General features: G+C 63.0%; 13 protein-coding genes. 4 read left to right on the forward strand and 9 right to left on the reverse strand.

Going from position 1 to position 15,468, the window contains the following annotated elements:
- Window positions 1–39 precede the first annotated feature (39 nt).
- From sufC to NKI70_RS15810, 4 genes are all read right to left on the reverse strand, one after another.
- Window positions 40–795: a Fe-S cluster assembly ATPase SufC gene (gene sufC, locus NKI70_RS15795; protein WP_352458427.1), complete on the reverse strand. Its 756-nt coding sequence runs from the start codon at window positions 793–795 to the stop codon at window positions 40–42.
- Window positions 788–1,204 carry a hypothetical protein gene (locus tag NKI70_RS15800; protein ID WP_023674686.1) on the reverse strand — a complete coding sequence of 139 codons (417 nt, stop codon included), beginning with the start codon at window positions 1,202–1,204 and terminating at the stop codon, window positions 788–790. The genes sufC and NKI70_RS15800 overlap by 8 nt, the downstream gene beginning before the upstream one ends.
- A complete protein-coding gene (gene sufB / locus NKI70_RS15805; protein WP_352458429.1) occupies window positions 1,201–2,718 on the reverse strand; it encodes a Fe-S cluster assembly protein SufB in 1,518 nt (505 codons plus the stop codon). The genes NKI70_RS15800 and sufB overlap by 4 nt, the downstream gene beginning before the upstream one ends.
- A 188-nt stretch (window positions 2,719–2,906) precedes the next feature.
- The gene (locus tag NKI70_RS15810) at window positions 2,907–4,085 is read right to left on the reverse strand and encodes a cysteine desulfurase family protein (protein ID WP_352700509.1); all 1,179 of its coding nucleotides are present in this window, start codon (window positions 4,083–4,085) and stop codon (window positions 2,907–2,909) included.
- Window positions 4,086–4,375: 290 nt separating this feature from the next.
- On the opposite strand from NKI70_RS15810, the gene NKI70_RS15815 reads away from it, so the two are divergent.
- Together NKI70_RS15815 and NKI70_RS15820 are read left to right on the forward strand one after the other, a co-directional pair.
- Window positions 4,376–5,050, forward strand: a complete 675-nt coding sequence (locus NKI70_RS15815; protein WP_023674683.1) for an alpha/beta hydrolase — start codon at window positions 4,376–4,378, stop codon at window positions 5,048–5,050.
- A 6-nt stretch (window positions 5,051–5,056) separates the two neighbouring features.
- Window positions 5,057–5,707: an FMN-binding negative transcriptional regulator gene (locus NKI70_RS15820; RefSeq protein WP_352700510.1), complete on the forward strand. Its 651-nt coding sequence runs from the start codon at window positions 5,057–5,059 to the stop codon at window positions 5,705–5,707.
- A 41-nt stretch (window positions 5,708–5,748) separates the two neighbouring features.
- Here NKI70_RS15820 and NKI70_RS15825 read toward each other — a convergent pair whose 3' ends face one another.
- On the reverse strand, window positions 5,749–6,081 hold the full coding sequence (locus tag NKI70_RS15825; protein WP_023674681.1) for a lipid-A-disaccharide synthase N-terminal domain-containing protein: 333 nt from the start codon (window positions 6,079–6,081) through the stop codon (window positions 5,749–5,751).
- Window positions 6,074–6,802, reverse strand: coding sequence for a glycosyltransferase family 2 protein (locus NKI70_RS15830; RefSeq protein ID WP_352575977.1), 729 nt, complete (start codon window positions 6,800–6,802; stop codon window positions 6,074–6,076). Before NKI70_RS15830 ends, NKI70_RS15825 begins: the two co-directional genes overlap by 8 nt.
- Window positions 6,803–7,187: 385 nt before the next feature.
- On the opposite strand from NKI70_RS15830, the gene tyrS reads away from it, so the two are divergent.
- Window positions 7,188–8,441 (forward strand): tyrosine--tRNA ligase, encoded by a 1,254-nt coding sequence (gene tyrS / locus NKI70_RS15835; RefSeq protein WP_352700511.1) that lies wholly within the window; start codon window positions 7,188–7,190, stop codon window positions 8,439–8,441.
- Window positions 8,442–8,971: 530 nt separating this feature from the next.
- Here the strand turns inward: tyrS and NKI70_RS15840 are convergent.
- Window positions 8,972–10,066, reverse strand: coding sequence for an alkene reductase (locus tag NKI70_RS15840; protein ID WP_352700512.1), 1,095 nt, complete (start codon window positions 10,064–10,066; stop codon window positions 8,972–8,974).
- Between the two features lie 58 nt (window positions 10,067–10,124).
- On the reverse strand, window positions 10,125–10,913 hold the full coding sequence (locus NKI70_RS15845) for an SDR family NAD(P)-dependent oxidoreductase (protein ID WP_352700513.1): 789 nt from the start codon (window positions 10,911–10,913) through the stop codon (window positions 10,125–10,127).
- 110 nt (window positions 10,914–11,023) lie between these two features.
- Here NKI70_RS15845 and NKI70_RS15850 point away from each other — a divergent pair, with 110 nt between their 5' ends.
- Entirely contained in the window at window positions 11,024–11,587 is a 564-nt protein-coding gene (locus NKI70_RS15850) for a TetR/AcrR family transcriptional regulator (protein ID WP_352700527.1), read from the forward strand.
- 428 nt (window positions 11,588–12,015) lie between these two features.
- Here NKI70_RS15850 and NKI70_RS15855 read toward each other — a convergent pair whose 3' ends face one another.
- Window positions 12,016–15,390 carry a hypothetical protein gene (locus tag NKI70_RS15855; protein ID WP_352724737.1) on the reverse strand — a complete coding sequence of 1,125 codons (3,375 nt, stop codon included), beginning with the start codon at window positions 15,388–15,390 and terminating at the stop codon, window positions 12,016–12,018.
- Window positions 15,391–15,468: the final 78 nt, after the last annotated feature.

Below are 15,468 nucleotides of genomic sequence, written 5' to 3' on the forward strand. Positions count from 1 at the left end.
ATCGCCTTATTTGGCTTGCCTTCCGGGCCTGCTGGCATCTCACGCGGCTTGCCCGATCACGCCGGCATAGCCATTGGCCTCGAGGTCGAGCGCCAGCGACTTGTCGCCCGACTTGATCACCTGACCCCTGTAGAGCACGTGCACCGTATCCGGCACGATGTATTGGAGCAGGCGCTGGTAATGGGTGATGACGACGATGGCCCGGTCCGGCGAGCGCAGCGTGTTCACGCCGTCCGCGACGATCTTCAGCGCGTCGATATCGAGACCGGAATCGGTCTCGTCGAGCACGCAGAGCTTTGGCTCGAGCAGCTTCATCTGCAGGATCTCGGCACGCTTCTTCTCGCCGCCGGAGAAGCCGACATTGAGCGGCCGCTTCAGCATCGCCATGTCCATGTTGAGCGAGGCCGCCGCTTCCTTCACGCGCTTGAGAAATTCCGGGATCTTCAGCGGTTCCTGGCCGCGCGCCTTGCGCTGCTCGTTCATCGCCACTTTCAGGAATTCCATCGTCGCCACGCCCGGTATCTCCATCGGATACTGGAAGGCGAGAAAGATGCCGGCGGTGGCGCGCTCGGCCGGATCCATTTCGAGGATCGACTGGCCGTTGTAGAGGATATCGCCCTCGGTGACCTCATAATCCTCGCGCCCGGCAAGGATATAGGACAGCGTCGATTTTCCCGAGCCGTTCGGCCCCATGATGGCGGCGACCTCACCGGCCTTCACCGAAAGATTCAGGCCGCGAATGATCTCGGTGCCGTCGTCGACGATACGGGCATGGAGGTTTCTGATTTCAAGCATTCTCTTGCTCTATCGTTCCGTTAACTACATATCGCCGAGCTAGGGCAACGGCGACGTCGCTTTCAAGTTCAGGTGCCAAGTCAAATCGCATACTTCCGTCCTCGACGGCGTCGGCGGGATTCGGCCACCTGGTGATTTCAAAAATCTCAGGGCCGTAGACGGTGATCATCAACTCCGTGCCGTCTTCGCGCCCAGCGCTAATTCGGTTGGCTTCGACTTCGATCCTGACGACAACTTTCCTTTCGGCAGCAAAGCTTCGAAGGTAGTTCCCGAGCGACGTTGCCAATTCTCCGCAAATCTGCTCATCGAGGTCGGCCCGATAGTTGTCGGCTAGCTCACCAGAATGCCTGTCAAACTGGTGAACGCGTGCGACCAACGGCGGACCGTCCTCTGCCTCATCGTCACTCACCCAACGCTCCCCTCGAGGCTGATCCCGATCAGTTTCTGCGCCTCGACCGCGAACTCCATCGGCAGTTGCTGGATGACGTCCTTGACGAAGCCGTTGACGATCAGCGCGATCGCCTCTTCTTCCGGAATGCCGCGCTGCATGACATAGAACTTCTGGTCCTCGGAAATCTTCGAGGTGGTGGCCTCGTGCTCGAACTGCGCGGTCGAATTCTTGGCTTCCATGTAGGGCACGGTGTGTGCGCCGCACTGATCGCCGATCAGCAGGGAATCGCAATTGGTGAAGTTGCGGGCGTTGGTCGCCTTGCGGTGCGCCGAGACCTGGCCGCGATAGGTGTTCTGCGAGAAGCCGGCGGCAATGCCCTTGGAGATGATGCGGCTCGACGTGTTCCTGCCGAGATGGATCATCTTGGTGCCGCTGTCGACCTGCTGATAACCGTTCGACACGGCAATCGAATAGAACTCGCCGCTGGAATCGTCGCCGCGCAGGATGCAGCTCGGATATTTCCAGGTGATGGCCGAACCGGTCTCGACCTGCGTCCACGAAATCTTCGAGCGATGGCCGCGGCAGTCGCCGCGCTTGGTGACGAAATTGTAGATGCCGCCCTTGCCTTCGGCGTCGCCGGGATACCAGTTCTGCACCGTCGAATATTTGATCTCGGCATCGTCGAGCGCGATCAGCTCGACCACCGCGGCATGAAGCTGATTCTCGTCGCGCTGCGGCGCCGTGCAGCCTTCGAGATAGGAGACGTAAGCCCCCTCCTCGGCGATGATCAGCGTGCGCTCGAACTGGCCGGTGTTCTTCTCGTTCATGCGGAAATAGGTCGACAGTTCCATCGGGCAGCGCACGCCCTTGGGCACGAAGACGAACGAACCGTCGGTGAACACGGCCGAATTCAGCGTTGCGTAGAAATTGTCGGAGGTCGGCACGACAGAACCGAGATATTTCTTCACCAGTTCCGGATGCTCGCGGATGGCTTCCGAGATCGAGCAGAAGATGACGCCGGCCTGCGCCAGTTCCTTCTTGAAAGTGGTGACGACAGAGACGGAATCGAACACCGCATCGACGGCGACGCGGCCCGACTTGTAGACGTTGTCGCTGGCTTCCTCGAGCTCCGACGCATCGGTCTTCTGCACGCCGGCGAGGATTTCCTGTTCCCTGAGCGGAATGCCGAGCTTCTCATAGACCTTCAGCAGTTCGGGATCGACCTCGCTGAGCGAAGTCGGCCCGGGCGTGCTCTTGGGCGCGGCGTAATAGTGGAGGTCCTGGAAATCGATTTTGGGATAGTGGACGCGCGCCCATTTCGGCTCGTCCAGCGTCAGCCAGCGGCGATAGGCTTCCAGGCGCCATTCCAGCATCCAGGACGGCTCGTCCTTCTTCGCCGAAATGAAGCGGATAATGTCTTCGCTCAGGCCCTTGGGGGCCTTGTCCATCGCGATTTCGGTCTGGAATCCGTATTTATACTGGTCGACATCGATCTTTCGAACTCGATCGATCGTCTCCTGCACAGCAGGCATCAGCGTTCTCCATCCACGCCGGGGTCAAGGCCCGGCAGTTTTCAAACTATGGCACCGCAAACGAGCACCCATCAGGCACCGGAGGCGGCGTAAGTTTCATATAGTGCGTTCATGCCGGAAATTCACCCGGCCAAATGCGAACGCACGGCTCTACCAGGCCGCAAGGCCCTACATTTCGTCTGCCGCGCTCAGGCGGCTCGTTCCCTGCTTGCCTTTTCCTTACCGGCTTGGCGCGCGACGATCGTCGCCAGCGCCGAACGGAACAGCTCGATATCTTCAGCGCTGGTCGCGTGGCCGACGGACACGCGCAACGCGCCGAGGCCGTCACCATAACCCATGGCTTTCAGCACGTGACTCGGCCCTACTTTGCCCGACGAACAGGCCGATCCAGCCGACAGCGCCACACCGGCCAGGTCGAAGGCAATCTGCGCCGTCTCGGCCTTGATGCCGGCAATAGCGAAGAATGTCGTATTGGCAAGCCTTGGCGCGCCGATCCCGAAGATTTCGGCGTCCGGAACAAGCGTTTTCACGATCGCCTCGATTTCGTCGCGACGCTGCCGCACCGTTTCGATCGTTTGCAAGCCGGCAGACGCCTCGCGCGCCGCCGCGCCAAACCCGGCAATCGCCGCCAGGTTTTCGGTGCCGCCGCGATGGCCTTTTTCCTGGCCACCGCCGCTGACCAGCGGCTTCGGCATCATCAGGTCCGACGCCGCGACAATGGCGCCGACGCCCTTTGAGCCGCCGATCTTGTGCGACGAGAGAATCAGATAGTCTGCGTAACCCGCTGACATATCGAGCGGAATGCGGCCGGCCGCCTGCACGGCATCGACAACCAGGATGCCACCCGCCGCCTTGACGATTTCGGCAATGCGGCCGACCGGCTGGATCACGCCGGTTTCATTGTTGGCAGCGTGGATGGCCACCAGCGGCAAGCCTTCGACCTTGTCATGCTGGACGAGAGCCTCGGCCAAAACGTCGAGCCTGACGACGCCGTCGGCGTCGACGCCGATCCGTGTCACCTGCGCCGCTGGGAAGCGCCCGCCGTTCAGCAGGCAAGGATGATCGGCCTCGGACACATAGAGCCGGCTCATACGGACAGCGCCGCGCCCCATCTGCCAGTCCGGCGTCAGCAGCGTCGAGGCCGCTTCCGTCGCGCCGGAGGTGAATACGACATGCTCGGCCCTGGCGTTGACCAGTCGCGCCACGTCGCGCCTGGCGTTCTCGATCAGCCGCCGTGCAGCGCGGCCCTCGGCATGAACCGAGGACGGGTTGGCGGCAACGTCGAGCGCAGCCACCACCGCCGCGCGCGCCGAGGCAAGCAGCGGCGCGCTGGCGTTGTAGTCGAGGTAGGCGCGTGCTCCGGCCATTTCCGTCCAACTGGTCCCTTCAAAAGCCGTTCCGCGAAGATAGCGCGTTATTTCCTTGAAATTGCAAGGCAAGACGTCCTATTTACGCGGCTTGCGGCGCGGGTGGCCGAGCCACAATTTTTGGCCGCCCAGTTTTGAACAATTCTAAACTAGCTTCTAGAAAGACGCTCGCCCTGCGTCAAGGCCTAGGGAAGACTGGGGCCTAGGGAAGACTGGGGCCAGAGGAAGACTGGGGCCAGAGGAAGAGTTGTTCCGGGCGCCGCGCAAATTTATACCAAGTGGAGTATTTCATGCCTGAGGTCATTTTCACCGGTCCGGCCGGCCGTCTGGAGGGTCGCTATCAGCCCTCGAAGGAAAAGAGCGCGCCGATTGCCATCGTCCTGCACCCGCACCCCCAGTTCGGCGGGACGATGAACAACAAGATCGTCTACGACCTCTTCTACATGTTCCAGAAGCGCAATTTCACCACGCTGCGCTTCAATTTCCGCGGCATCGGCCGCAGCCAGGGCGAGTTCGACCACGGCACCGGCGAATTGTCCGACGCCGCCGCGGCGCTCGACTGGGTGCAGTCGCTGCATCCGGATTCCAAGAGTTGCTGGGTTGCCGGCTATTCGTTCGGCTCGTGGATCGGCATGCAGCTTCTGATGCGCCGGCCGGAGATCGAGGGCTTCATCTCGGTCGCGCCGCAGCCCAATACCTATGATTTCTCGTTCCTGGCGCCATGCCCGTCGTCCGGCCTGATCATCCATGGGGACGCCGACAAGGTCGCGCCGCCCAAGGACGTGCAGGGCCTGGTCGACAAGCTGCACACGCAAAAGGGCATTACCATCACCCAGAAGACCCTGCCCGGCGCCAACCATTTCTTTGCCAACCATGCGGAGCTTCTGATCGAGGAATGCGCGGACTATCTGGATCGCCGGCTGGCCGGGGAACTGTCCGACCCACGGCCGAAGCGGCTGAGATAATCGGCGATGTACCAACCGCCTCACTTCCAGGAAACACGGCCGGACGTCCTGCACGGGCTGATCCGGGCGCATCCGCTTGGCCTGCTGGTGTCGAACGGCGTCGAGGGGCCGGTCGCCAACGCGATTCCCTTTCTTCTAGACGCGGATGTGCCGCCGAACGGCAGGCTTCGCGCCCATTTGGCCAAAGCCAATCCGCAATGGCGGCTTTTGGCCGACAATCCCCTGGCGCGGGTGCTGGTCGTCTTCCAGGGCGCCGATGCATATGTGACGCCGTCCTGGTACGAGACCAAGCGTGAAACCGGCAAGGTGGTACCGACCTGGAACTACGCCATCGTCCAGGTGCGCGGCATCGTCACGGTGATCGAAGACCAGGATTGGCTGGCCGAGCAGATTTCCGATCTGACGATGTCGCAGGAGGGCAGCCGCTCGGCGCCGTGGGCGGTGACCGACGCGCCGGCACCCTTCATCCAGTCGCAGATCAAAGGCATCGTCGGCCTGGAGATCGAAATCACCGAAATCAGCGGCAAATGGAAAGTCAGCCAGAACCGCCCGGCCGCCGACCGCGTCGGTGTCGCCGAGGGGCTCGAGAGCGAGACTGCCGATTCGGCCGATATGGTCCGGCTGGTAAGGTCCTACGGCGGGCTGGACGGCCAGTAATCTGGATTGCTTGCTCGACCGGTTTCAGGCCGGTCGAGGGCTCAATCGACCTTCGTCATCGCCGCCTTGCGCTCGTTGGCGATCAGCCAGAGATTGCGGATATAGATCAACAGGCCCATGGCCTGGCCGGCGATGAACACCGGATCCTGACGCTGGATGGCGTAGATCAGCAGCAGGCCGCCGCCGAACAGCGAAAAGAACCAGAAGGCGATCGGCACGACGCTGCGCTTGGCCTTTTCCGACGCCACCCACTGCACCAGAAAGCGCATGGTGAAGAAGAACTGGGCGACGAAGCCGAGCAGAACCCAGGCATCGAATTGCTTGACGAAAACATCGTGAAGCCAGGTCGCCAATTCCTGAAGCACGTTACCCATGCCTGATTTCCTCTACTTTGGGCATTCTGCGGCGCCTGCGGCGCAGCCACCAGACGCCGGCAAGATCAAGCACGCCCTGCAGGCCGCGATCGAAGATGCCGTAATTCGATTTGCCGTGACGGCGGGAGCGATCGACGACGTCGCAATGGACGACGCGGTAGCCCTCCTGGATGACCAGCGCCGGAACAAAGCGGTGGGTGCCGTCGAAGAACGGCAATTTCCTCAAAATGTCGGTATGGATCGCCTTGAGGCCGCAGCCGGTATCCCGCGTCTCGTCGTGCAGGATGGCTTTTCTCAGCCCGTTGGCGAAACGCGACGCCAGTTGCTTGATCTTGCTGTCGCGGCGCTTCAGACGCTGTCCCTGCGCGGCCCCGACTTCGGGACCAGCCTGCCGCAACGCGTCGATCAACACTGGGATGTAGCCGGGGTCGTTCTGGCCGTCGCCGTCGATGGTGGCGACGATATCGCCGCGCGCCGCCCAGGCGCCCGAGCGCACCGAGAGCGACTGGCCGGCGGATTTCGCATGCCTGAGATGGCGCAGCGGGAACGCGCGAAGCGCTGCCTGGGCGGCGAGCACCGAAGGGGTATCGTCGGTCGAGCCGTCATCGACGACGATGACCTCGAAGTCGCGCCCGGCCATCGCGGCGCCGATCTCGTCGAGCAGAAGCGGCAGGTTCGCCGCCTCGTTCCGGCAAGGAATGACGATGGATATCTCCGGCATCTCGACTCTGTCACAGGATATGGCATTCGATCGATGCCGCGCGGTCCAGCGGATGAAACCCGTTGGCGGCGCCTCATTACGCCAGCCGAAACGATGACGCAAGCAGGCCGCACGCTTGGGGTTCTCCCTTCTCCCCTTGTGGGAGAAGGTGGCCGCGCGAAGCGCGGTCGGATGAGGGGTGTTCCAGCTTGGCAACGACGGCACTCCGTCCAACACCCCTCAACCGCCTTGGCGCTGCGCGCCAATCCATCTTCTCCCACGAGGGGAGAAGGCAAGAGGGTGTCGCAAAACCGGATTCCACTTTTGCTGATCGCGCTTGAGTGCTAAACGCCCGCCTTCATGCACACCCGAGCCGCGTTCGGCCGGAAGCCTTTCGGGAAAGAAAATGTCCGCCTTCAAATCCGATTTCCTGCGCACGATGAGCGAGCGCGGTTTCATCCACCAGACCTCGGACGATGCCGGCCTCGACCAGCTTTTCGCCACGGAAACGGTGAGCGCCTATATCGGGTTCGACGCCACCGCCAGGAGCCTGCATGCCGGGTCGCTGATCCAGATCATGATGCTTTACTGGCTGCAGCAGACCGGCCACCGGCCGATCGCGCTGATGGGCGGCGGCACCTCGATGATCGGCGATCCGTCGTTCAAGGACGAGGCGCGCAAGCTTTTGACGCCGCAGGACATCGAGGACAATCTCGCCGGCATCCGCCGCAACTTCACGCCCTACCTCAAATTTGCCGGCGGCCCCAACGACGCCGTCATGATCAACAATGCCGACTGGCTGATGGACATCAACTACGTCAATTTCCTGCGCGATGTCGGCCGGCATTTTTCGGTCAACCGCATGCTGGCCTTCGATTCGGTCAAGCTCCGGCTGGAGCGCGAGCAGTCGCTGTCGTTCCTGGAATTCAACTACATGATCCTGCAGGCCTACGACTTCGTCGAGCTCTACAAGCGCCTCGGCTGCCGGCTGCAGATGGGCGGCTCCGACCAGTGGGGCAACATCGTCAACGGCATCGATCTCGGCCATCGCATGGAAGGCGCGCAGCTTTATGCGCTGACGACGCCGCTGCTCACCACCTCCTCCGGCGCCAAGATGGGCAAGTCGGCCTCGGGCGCGGTCTGGCTCGATGCGGAGATGCTGAGCCCGTACGAGTTCTGGCAATACTGGCGCAATACCGAGGATGCCGACGTTGGCCGTTTCCTGAAGCTCTACACGACCCTGCCACTCGCCGAGGTCGCACGCCTCGAACGGCTCGGCGGCTCGGAGATCAACGAAGCCAAGAAGATCCTCGCCACCGAAATCACCGCCATGCTGCATGGCCGCGAGGCGGCAGAGGAGGCCAGCGAAACGGCGCGTAAGACGTTCGAAGAAGGGGCGCTGGCCGAAACACTGCCAACCGTCGAGGTGGGCAGGGCCGATCTTGAAGCCGGCGTCGGCATATTGTCGCTGTTCGTCACCGCCGGGCTGGCTGTGTCCAACGGCGAGGCACGGCGGCATATCCAGGGCGGCGCCGTGCGCCTCAACGACCAGCCAGTTTCCGACGATCGCAGGATGGTGACGCTGCAGGACCTTGGCCCGGAAAACGTCGCGAAACTGTCGCTCGGCAAGAAGAAGCACGTTCTGGTGCGGCCGGTCTGACCAGGGCCCGGCACTTCCTGTTAGATCTTTTCCGAAACCGGTTTCATCTTGCGGCGCTGACCTTCGGTTCGGAATCACCGCCGAGGTTAATCAGCTAGCTCCCGAGAATGGCCGAGATGCCATTCGTCTCATCGATCGGAACGAGCAGGTAGCGCAAATAGCGGACGTTCTGCGGCGCTTCGATGAACGTCTTGTTCGGGGCCGGAAGCGGACTTGCGGCTTGGCGGCTTGGAATGTGAGAAGCGGACGTTCAGGCGCCCCCATGCATCGACGCGATCTGACCCATTCACGACAGTCGAAATCACGGTGAACGGGTCCGCTTGCGCCTGTAAAGCGAACGTACGACGTGCTACGAATCTCGCCTGGCTGGTCCTGGGCGGACCAGAGCAGCTAACGTCTATGCTATAGCCCTCCATGGCCCTCCTGAATCCCTGGGTTTGGACACCAGTTCGAGCGGAGCGCCAGAGAGATGCCCTGAGGCGCTGCTGTCACGTGGGATGGCTGCCTCGCAGGCGCCGCCCTCCGATAGCTCATGGGCGGCTTGAGGCGGCGATCGCGGGATAGTCGGTATAGCCAGCGGAGCCGCCGCCATAGAGCGTCGCCGAGTTGAACTCCGTCAGCGGCGTGCGCGTCTTCAGCCGTTCCACAAGGTCGGGATTGGCGATGAACGGGCGCCCGAAGGCGAAGAGGTCCGCCTTGCCCTCGGCGAGCCGCGACGCCGCGAGTTCGAGGTCATAGCCGTTATTGGCGATATAGGTATTGTTGAAGCGCCGGCGGAGCGATCCGAAGTCGAACGGCGCGACATCGCGCGATCCGCCCGTGGCGCCCTCGACGACATGGATATAGACGATGCCCAAAGCATCGAGTTGATCGACGATATAGTCGAACTGCGCCTGGGGGGCGCTGCTCGAGACGCCGTTGGCGGGCGAGACGGGCGAAATCCGAATGCCGGTGCGCTCTGCGCCGATCTCCTCGACCACCGCAGTCGCAACCTCCAGCATCAGCCGGGCGCGGTTCTCGACCGATCCGCCATAAGCATCCGTGCGGACATTGGCACCGTCCTTGGCGAACTGGTCCAGCAGATAGCCGTTGGCGCCATGAATCTCGACGCCATCGAAGCCGGCCTCAATGGCGTTCGCGGCTGCTTGCCGGAAATCGTTGACGATCCCCGCAAGCTCGTCGAGCGCCAGCGCGCGGGGCTCCGAAACCTCGACAAAGCCGTTGTTCACGAACGTCTTGGTCGCGGCCCGGATTGCCGAGGGCGCGACAGGCGCGGCGCCGTTCTCCTGCAGATCGACGTGCGAGACGCGGCCGACGTGCCAGAGCTGCAGGAAAATCCGCGCGTCCTTGGCGTGCACCGCGGTCGTGACCTTTCGCCAGCCGTCGATCTGAGCCTGAGAATAGATGCCGGGCGTGTCCTGGTAACCTTGTCCCTGCCGCGAGATCTGCGTGGCCTCGGAGATCAGCAGGCCGGCGGAGGCCCGCTGGCCGTAATACTCGGCGGCAAGATCGCCCGGAACGAAGCCCAGGCCAGCGCGATTGCGCGTGAGGGGCGCCATGACGATACGATTGGAGAGCGTCAGCGAGCCGAGAGAATAAGGCTCAAAAAGTGCTTTGTTGGTCATAGGTCACCTTGTTTGTCCCCGCCGCGACGAGGTCGTTATCAAATGGATTCGTTGGTGCTCAGGCGACCTTGCGGTACCGCTCGGCGGGATGTTCGTTCCGATAGTTCGGAAGCATGGCCTGGCGCGCGGCCTGAAGCGCGTCCCACTGACCGGCATCGGGGAGTGGCGGGATGGTCACCGGTTCGCGGCGGTCGAAGCCGACCAGCGCCGCGTCAACCAGATCGTCCACCTCCATCACGTTGGAGAGCGTGTTGATGTCGGCGCCGACGTGGCCCCAGATCTCGGTTCGCGTCGTGGCGGGCAGCACGGCTTGGACGTAGACGCCCTTCGGCTCAAGCTCGAGGCTGAGCCCCTGCGACAGAAACAGCACGAAGGCTTTGGTTGCGCCGTAGACAGTCATGCCGAACTCCGGCGCCAGCCCGACCACGGAACCGATGTTGACGATCGTCCCTGCACCCGCCTTCGCAAGTCGCGGGGCGATGGCGCTGGCAAGTCGCAGAAGCGCGGTCGTGTTGAGCGCAACGAGCCGGGCGACGTCATCGGTACTCTGCTCGATGAAGCTTCCGCCGATGGCTGTTCCGGCATTGTTGACGAGAATCCCGATGCGGGCGTCATCGCGCAGCCTTGTCTCTACCGTTGCAAGCTCGGCAGGCTGCGTAAGATCAGCCTGGATGATGTCGATCGCAACGCCAGTTTCCTGACGGAGCCGGGCTCCCAGTGCCTCCATTCGTGCCACGTCACGGGCAACCAGCACGAGGTCGTGTCCGCGGCGGGCGAACCGTTCGGCATAGGAAGCTCCGATGCCCGTGGAGGCGCCGGTGATGAGGACTGATGGAATGGTGGTCATGGCATTGCTCTTTTCTCTGATGGAACCTATATTCATGACGATCATCATGATTGCGGCTAAATATGATGGGCATCATGTAAATGTCAACGGGGCCGACGGAGAATTTTGAAATGAAGGTCAGTCGAGAGCAGATGGCGGAGAACCGTCACCGGATATTGGATGCGGCCAGCCGGCTGTTTCGCGAGAAGGGGTTCGACGCGGTCAGCGTGGCGGAAGTGATGAAGGCCGCCGGGCTCACCCATGGCGGCTTCTATGGCCATTTCAGTTCGAAGGACGACCTGATCGCGCAGACCCTTGCCCACGTCCTCGCCGCGGACTCAGGCGGAGGGGGCGATCTTCACGCTTATGTAGGTTCCTATCTTTCGCCCCGGCATCGCGACAACTGCGCCGGCGGTTGCCCGACGGCGGGCCTTGCCGCAGCCATCCGCCATCAGACCCCGGCTGCACGCTCGGCCATGACGGAAGGCCTACGATCGCAGATCGACCGTATCGGCAAGGCGCTCCCGGAGTTGGATCCGGCAGACAGACGCCGCGCGGCGATCGGAAGCTGGGCAGCGATGGTGGGGGCAGTAATCCTCGCCCGGGCGATCGACGATCCCGCGCTCTCGGATGAAGTGCTTGAGCAGACGCGTGCCTGGGTCGATGCCGGGATCAGCCAAGTGTCTGCCAGCTAGGTGGTGTGCGGCAGGAGTGCTCTTGTCGAGAGCAATGCGGCTATCGGCGTTGGTTGGGTGGCTATCTTGCAGAATATCGCACCGCAGCGTGCAATCAGCGGGATTCGCGGACCAAGAGGGTTTCGAACTTCCCTGTTGAGGCAACCATGCTGTCGCCCAATTTCCGCTAAACTGGCGAATGAAGCCGTTCAACGGCAGAACATCGAATGACCGCTCCTGGCGCAACTACGCCCTCAAGCGCGGTCGCCGGTGATGTCCGCTGTAAGGCGGTGGCACAACTAACTTTAACGGCCGACATTAGGCGCAAAGCGGCCATTTAGGCCCGGGCGGACGTCAGTCGCCTTTGGATCATGGGCGTGAATTCGCGGGGCGGACGAGCGGCCGCTTAAGATCAAAACTCGGTCGCTCGAGGTAATTGGGTTTTGACCTCAGCGATACTCGAAGATCGACCGGAAAATCCCGGGCGCTATCACCGATAGCGGATTGACCTCCAGGTTCGGCTTGTTGGCGTTGCCCTTGAGCCTGTAGGTGACGCCGATCAGGCCGCGGTCGCGGCCGTTGCCGAGCAGTGCGCCGATCAGCGGCAGTTCGCCGAAGATGCGGTTTACGCCGTAGGCCGGCATGAACGTGCCGGTCATGTCCATATTGTTGTTCTGGTCGTAGAGCGTGCCCTGGAAGGTGGTGCCGATGCGCGAGCCGCGCAGCACGCCGTTGCGCAGCTTCAGATAGCCGCTGCCCTTGTCGATTTCGCTGAAACCGCGCTCGAACTTCACCCTCGACGTGTCGAGATTGCCTTTGACCGCTTCGTTGAGGCTGCGGTTGTCGCCGGCCGGCGTCGTCGACACGATCGAGGCGAGCTTCGGCTCATTGACGATAAAGAAGTTCTTGGCGTCGACCTGGCCTTTCATCGGCCCGTCGCCGGCCCCGGTCAGCGCCAGCGTTATCGAGCCGCCTTCCATATGCTCGTAGATATTGAGGAAGCGCAGTATGGCGCCGGCGTCGGCCGACTTCATGTTGAGCGTGCGCAGGCCGCCGCCGGTCGTGTTGCTGATGGTGATGGCGGCTCCCGAACTTGCCGTGGCGCTCACCTTGAGCCCGTTCACCCGGGAGCCGGCGGCGCTGTAGTCGAGCTTCAAATTCGACAGCACCTCGTCGTGGAAGCCGGTCAGGGAACTGACGTCGGCGCTGACCGAGATCGCATCGACGCCAGTGGTCTTGGTGGCGGTGTCGACGTCGGACGTGAATTGCTTGATCAGCGAGCGTGCGTCCAGCGCGCTGCCGCTGACCTCGACCGCATAGGCCTTGCCCGACCGCTTCACCGAGACGGCGACGTCGTCGCCCCTGTTCAACGTGACCTTGCTGAACCGGGCCGAGGACAAGGCGCCGTTGACCAGCACGGCGCTGCCGTCGATGGAGAAGCTCTTGCCGTCGAGTTCGAAATTGGACAACGTCGTGGTGTCGCCGGTCTTCGCCATGGCGAAGACGACCTTGGCGGGAATGCCGGGGCCCTTGCTCCAGCCGGCCCAGGGAATGCCCAGCCTGGCATTGGTCAGGTCGGCCGACACGTTCTGGTTGCCGGTGCCACTCTTGTCGATCGCCACCTTGATGGTTCCGGAAAGCAGCGTCGACAGGCCAGGCATGGCGGTGGCGCGCGTCTTGTCGTCGAGCACCAGCGCCACTTTACGACTGCGCGGCGGGCCGCCATCCCTGAGCGGCTCGATCAGGTCGAGCTCGGCCGGAATGCCGTTGAGCAGCGCCTTCGCCGAGATCACCGCCCGGTCGGGCGCGACGGTGATCGAGCCATCGGCATGGCTGACCGTCTGGCCCTCGAACGGCTTGCCCAGCGACAGGTCCTTGTAGTCGAGCGCCACCAGCCAATCGAGTTTGGAAGAGTCGACACCGGACTGCAGGGGAATATCGGCCTTGACGTGGCCGGTCACCGTGCCGGACAGGTCGTCCGGCAGCAGGCCAACATGGCGCATGGCGTTGATCGGGTCAAAGGATGCCAGCTCGGCGATTGCCGGCGCCTCGCCGGCGACATCGATGTCGAGCGCGCCGATCACCGGCGGATGGTTCGCCGCCTTGACGGTGAGCGTGCCGTTGCTCGCCGCCACCGTGCGGCCGCTCGGCATATAGACGCTGCCCGACGACAGCGCGACGTCGACGTCATTGCCGTGGAAGCCGACGACGCCAACGGCATCGCGGATCGGCGGAATGCGGCCGGCCGTGTCGAAGCGCGATCCTTCGACCTGGAATCGGCCGAACACTTCATCGGCGGAAAGCGGCACGCCGTTGCCGAGCCGTCCGGGCACGACCTGGAACTGCAGGCTGCCATCGACGACGCGGCCGCCGAACAGGTTCTTAAGCACCCACAGCCTGGCATTGCGCGCCGAAAACCATGGCCATAATTGCTTGACGTGCGAGACCGGCATGTCGTGGACATTGAGCGCCACCGATATGCCCGGCGCCTGGTTGGCGACGAATGAAACCGAAGCCGTGCCCAGCACTTCGCTGCCCGGTCCGGACCGGACGCCGATCTGCTCGGCGACCAGCTTTTGGCTCGTCGGCTGGTAGACGCCGGCGATACGGGCAATGAAGCTGAGTGCCGGCTCCGGCGAATCGGAAGGCGCCAGGGTCGAACCGTCGCTGGTCAGGTCGTAACGATAGGATGGCTCCTCGCCCGCTGCGCCGGTAGCCGGCTTCGGCCCGATCGAACCGGCGAAATCGAAGGTCGAGCGGCCGGTTTTCACCAGCAAACTGTCGACCTGGATTTTGTTCGACCCGGCGACGAGTGTTGCATCGAGATCGATGTCGGCCGGAAGCAGGCCGCGCGAACCGAGATCGAGCACCGATCCGGTCAGTGACAGGGCAGCGGTCAGCCGCGAACCGTTGTCGCCGGTCCCTTCCGACCCCGCCAGCTTCAAGGCGATCGCACCCAATTTGCCACCTGCCGCAGTGTCGGCATCCGCTGCCTGGATGCTGGCGTCCAGCGTGGTGATGCGTCGCGTCGCCGGATCGCGGGTGGCGGAAGCGGCGATGGTAAGCGCCCTGCCGTCGACATCCGCGTCGGATGAAAACTCCATGCTTCCCGGTCCCGACTGCGAGACGGAGGCCTCGGCGATGGTGACCGACTTGACGGATCCGGTCTCGGGCAGTGCCAGTTCGACGTTGCGCAGATCGATCTGGCGCATCGAATCCTCGCGCACCGCGTCGAGCGCGCGGTTGAGGTTGGCGAAGACGGCGGCGGAAAGTTTTTCCGGATCGATGAGGCCGTCCTGGTTGCGCAGCTCGGCCGTCCAGTCGCCGCCGGACGGCATTGCCGCCATGACGATGTGCGCGTCGGAAATCCGGGCGCTGGTCAGCCGTACCTCGCCCGAAAGCAACGGGATCAGCCGGATGCCGAAGCGGACCCGGCCTGCATCGGCCATTGGTTTTCCGTCGGCGGTCTTGAGGCTGACGTCGCTGACCTGCAGCGCAATGAAGCTCGACCCGTCAAGCGTCAGCCGTGCCGGCCCGACGGCAACGTCGACATCGAAGCCGGCCAATTTCTCGATTGCCGTTTCGGCTTCCGCGCGAAGCCGCTCCGAGCCGAAGCCGGACACGCCGATCGCATAGACGCCGGCGGCAGCCAGCAACACAAGGGCGACAAGGCCGGCAAACAGCCGCGCCATCATACGGACGCCGCGACCGATCGACGCCTGGCCGAGCGGCGGGACGCGGCACGCGGACGGAAAGGTTCCCAGGTCGGTGATCTCGTCACGCCTGAACCTGATCTTCTCGTGCTGCGGTAGCTCCTGATCCACGCAATCTTCCGTTGAAACGAATTCGATCGTGGACGAATCCCCGCTCGACATTATATCGATGCAGCCTGGCGCGTAACC

Origin of the sequence: Mesorhizobium sp. M0500, from assembly GCF_040321165.1 — a bacterium.
Classification (GTDB): Bacteria; Pseudomonadota; Alphaproteobacteria; order Rhizobiales; family Rhizobiaceae; genus Mesorhizobium.

What these genes read in the sequence shown, in the direction of transcription:
- NKI70_RS15825 (WP_023674681.1), bottom strand. Translation starts at nt 6,081, where the DNA reads ATGGGTAACGTGCTTCAGGAATTGGCGACCTGGCTTCACGATGTTTTC.
- NKI70_RS15850 (WP_352700527.1), top strand. Translation starts at nt 11,024, where the DNA reads ATGAAGGTCAGTCGAGAGCAGATGGCGGAGAACCGTCACCGGATATTG.
- NKI70_RS15845 (WP_352700513.1), bottom strand. Translation starts at nt 10,913, where the DNA reads ATGACCACCATTCCATCAGTCCTCATCACCGGCGCCTCCACGGGCATC.
- NKI70_RS15815 (WP_023674683.1), top strand. Translation starts at nt 4,376, where the DNA reads ATGCCTGAGGTCATTTTCACCGGTCCGGCCGGCCGTCTGGAGGGTCGC.
- NKI70_RS15820 (WP_352700510.1), top strand. Translation starts at nt 5,057, where the DNA reads ATGTACCAACCGCCTCACTTCCAGGAAACACGGCCGGACGTCCTGCAC.
- sufC (WP_352458427.1), bottom strand. Translation starts at nt 795, where the DNA reads ATGCTTGAAATCAGAAACCTCCATGCCCGTATCGTCGACGACGGCACC.
- NKI70_RS15810 (WP_352700509.1), bottom strand. Translation starts at nt 4,085, where the DNA reads ATGGCCGGAGCACGCGCCTACCTCGACTACAACGCCAGCGCGCCGCTG.
- NKI70_RS15830 (WP_352575977.1), bottom strand. Translation starts at nt 6,802, where the DNA reads ATGCCGGAGATATCCATCGTCATTCCTTGCCGGAACGAGGCGGCGAAC.
- NKI70_RS15840 (WP_352700512.1), bottom strand. Translation starts at nt 10,066, where the DNA reads ATGACCAACAAAGCACTTTTTGAGCCTTATTCTCTCGGCTCGCTGACG.
- tyrS (WP_352700511.1), top strand. Translation starts at nt 7,188, where the DNA reads ATGTCCGCCTTCAAATCCGATTTCCTGCGCACGATGAGCGAGCGCGGT.
- sufB (WP_352458429.1), bottom strand. Translation starts at nt 2,718, where the DNA reads ATGCCTGCTGTGCAGGAGACGATCGATCGAGTTCGAAAGATCGATGTC.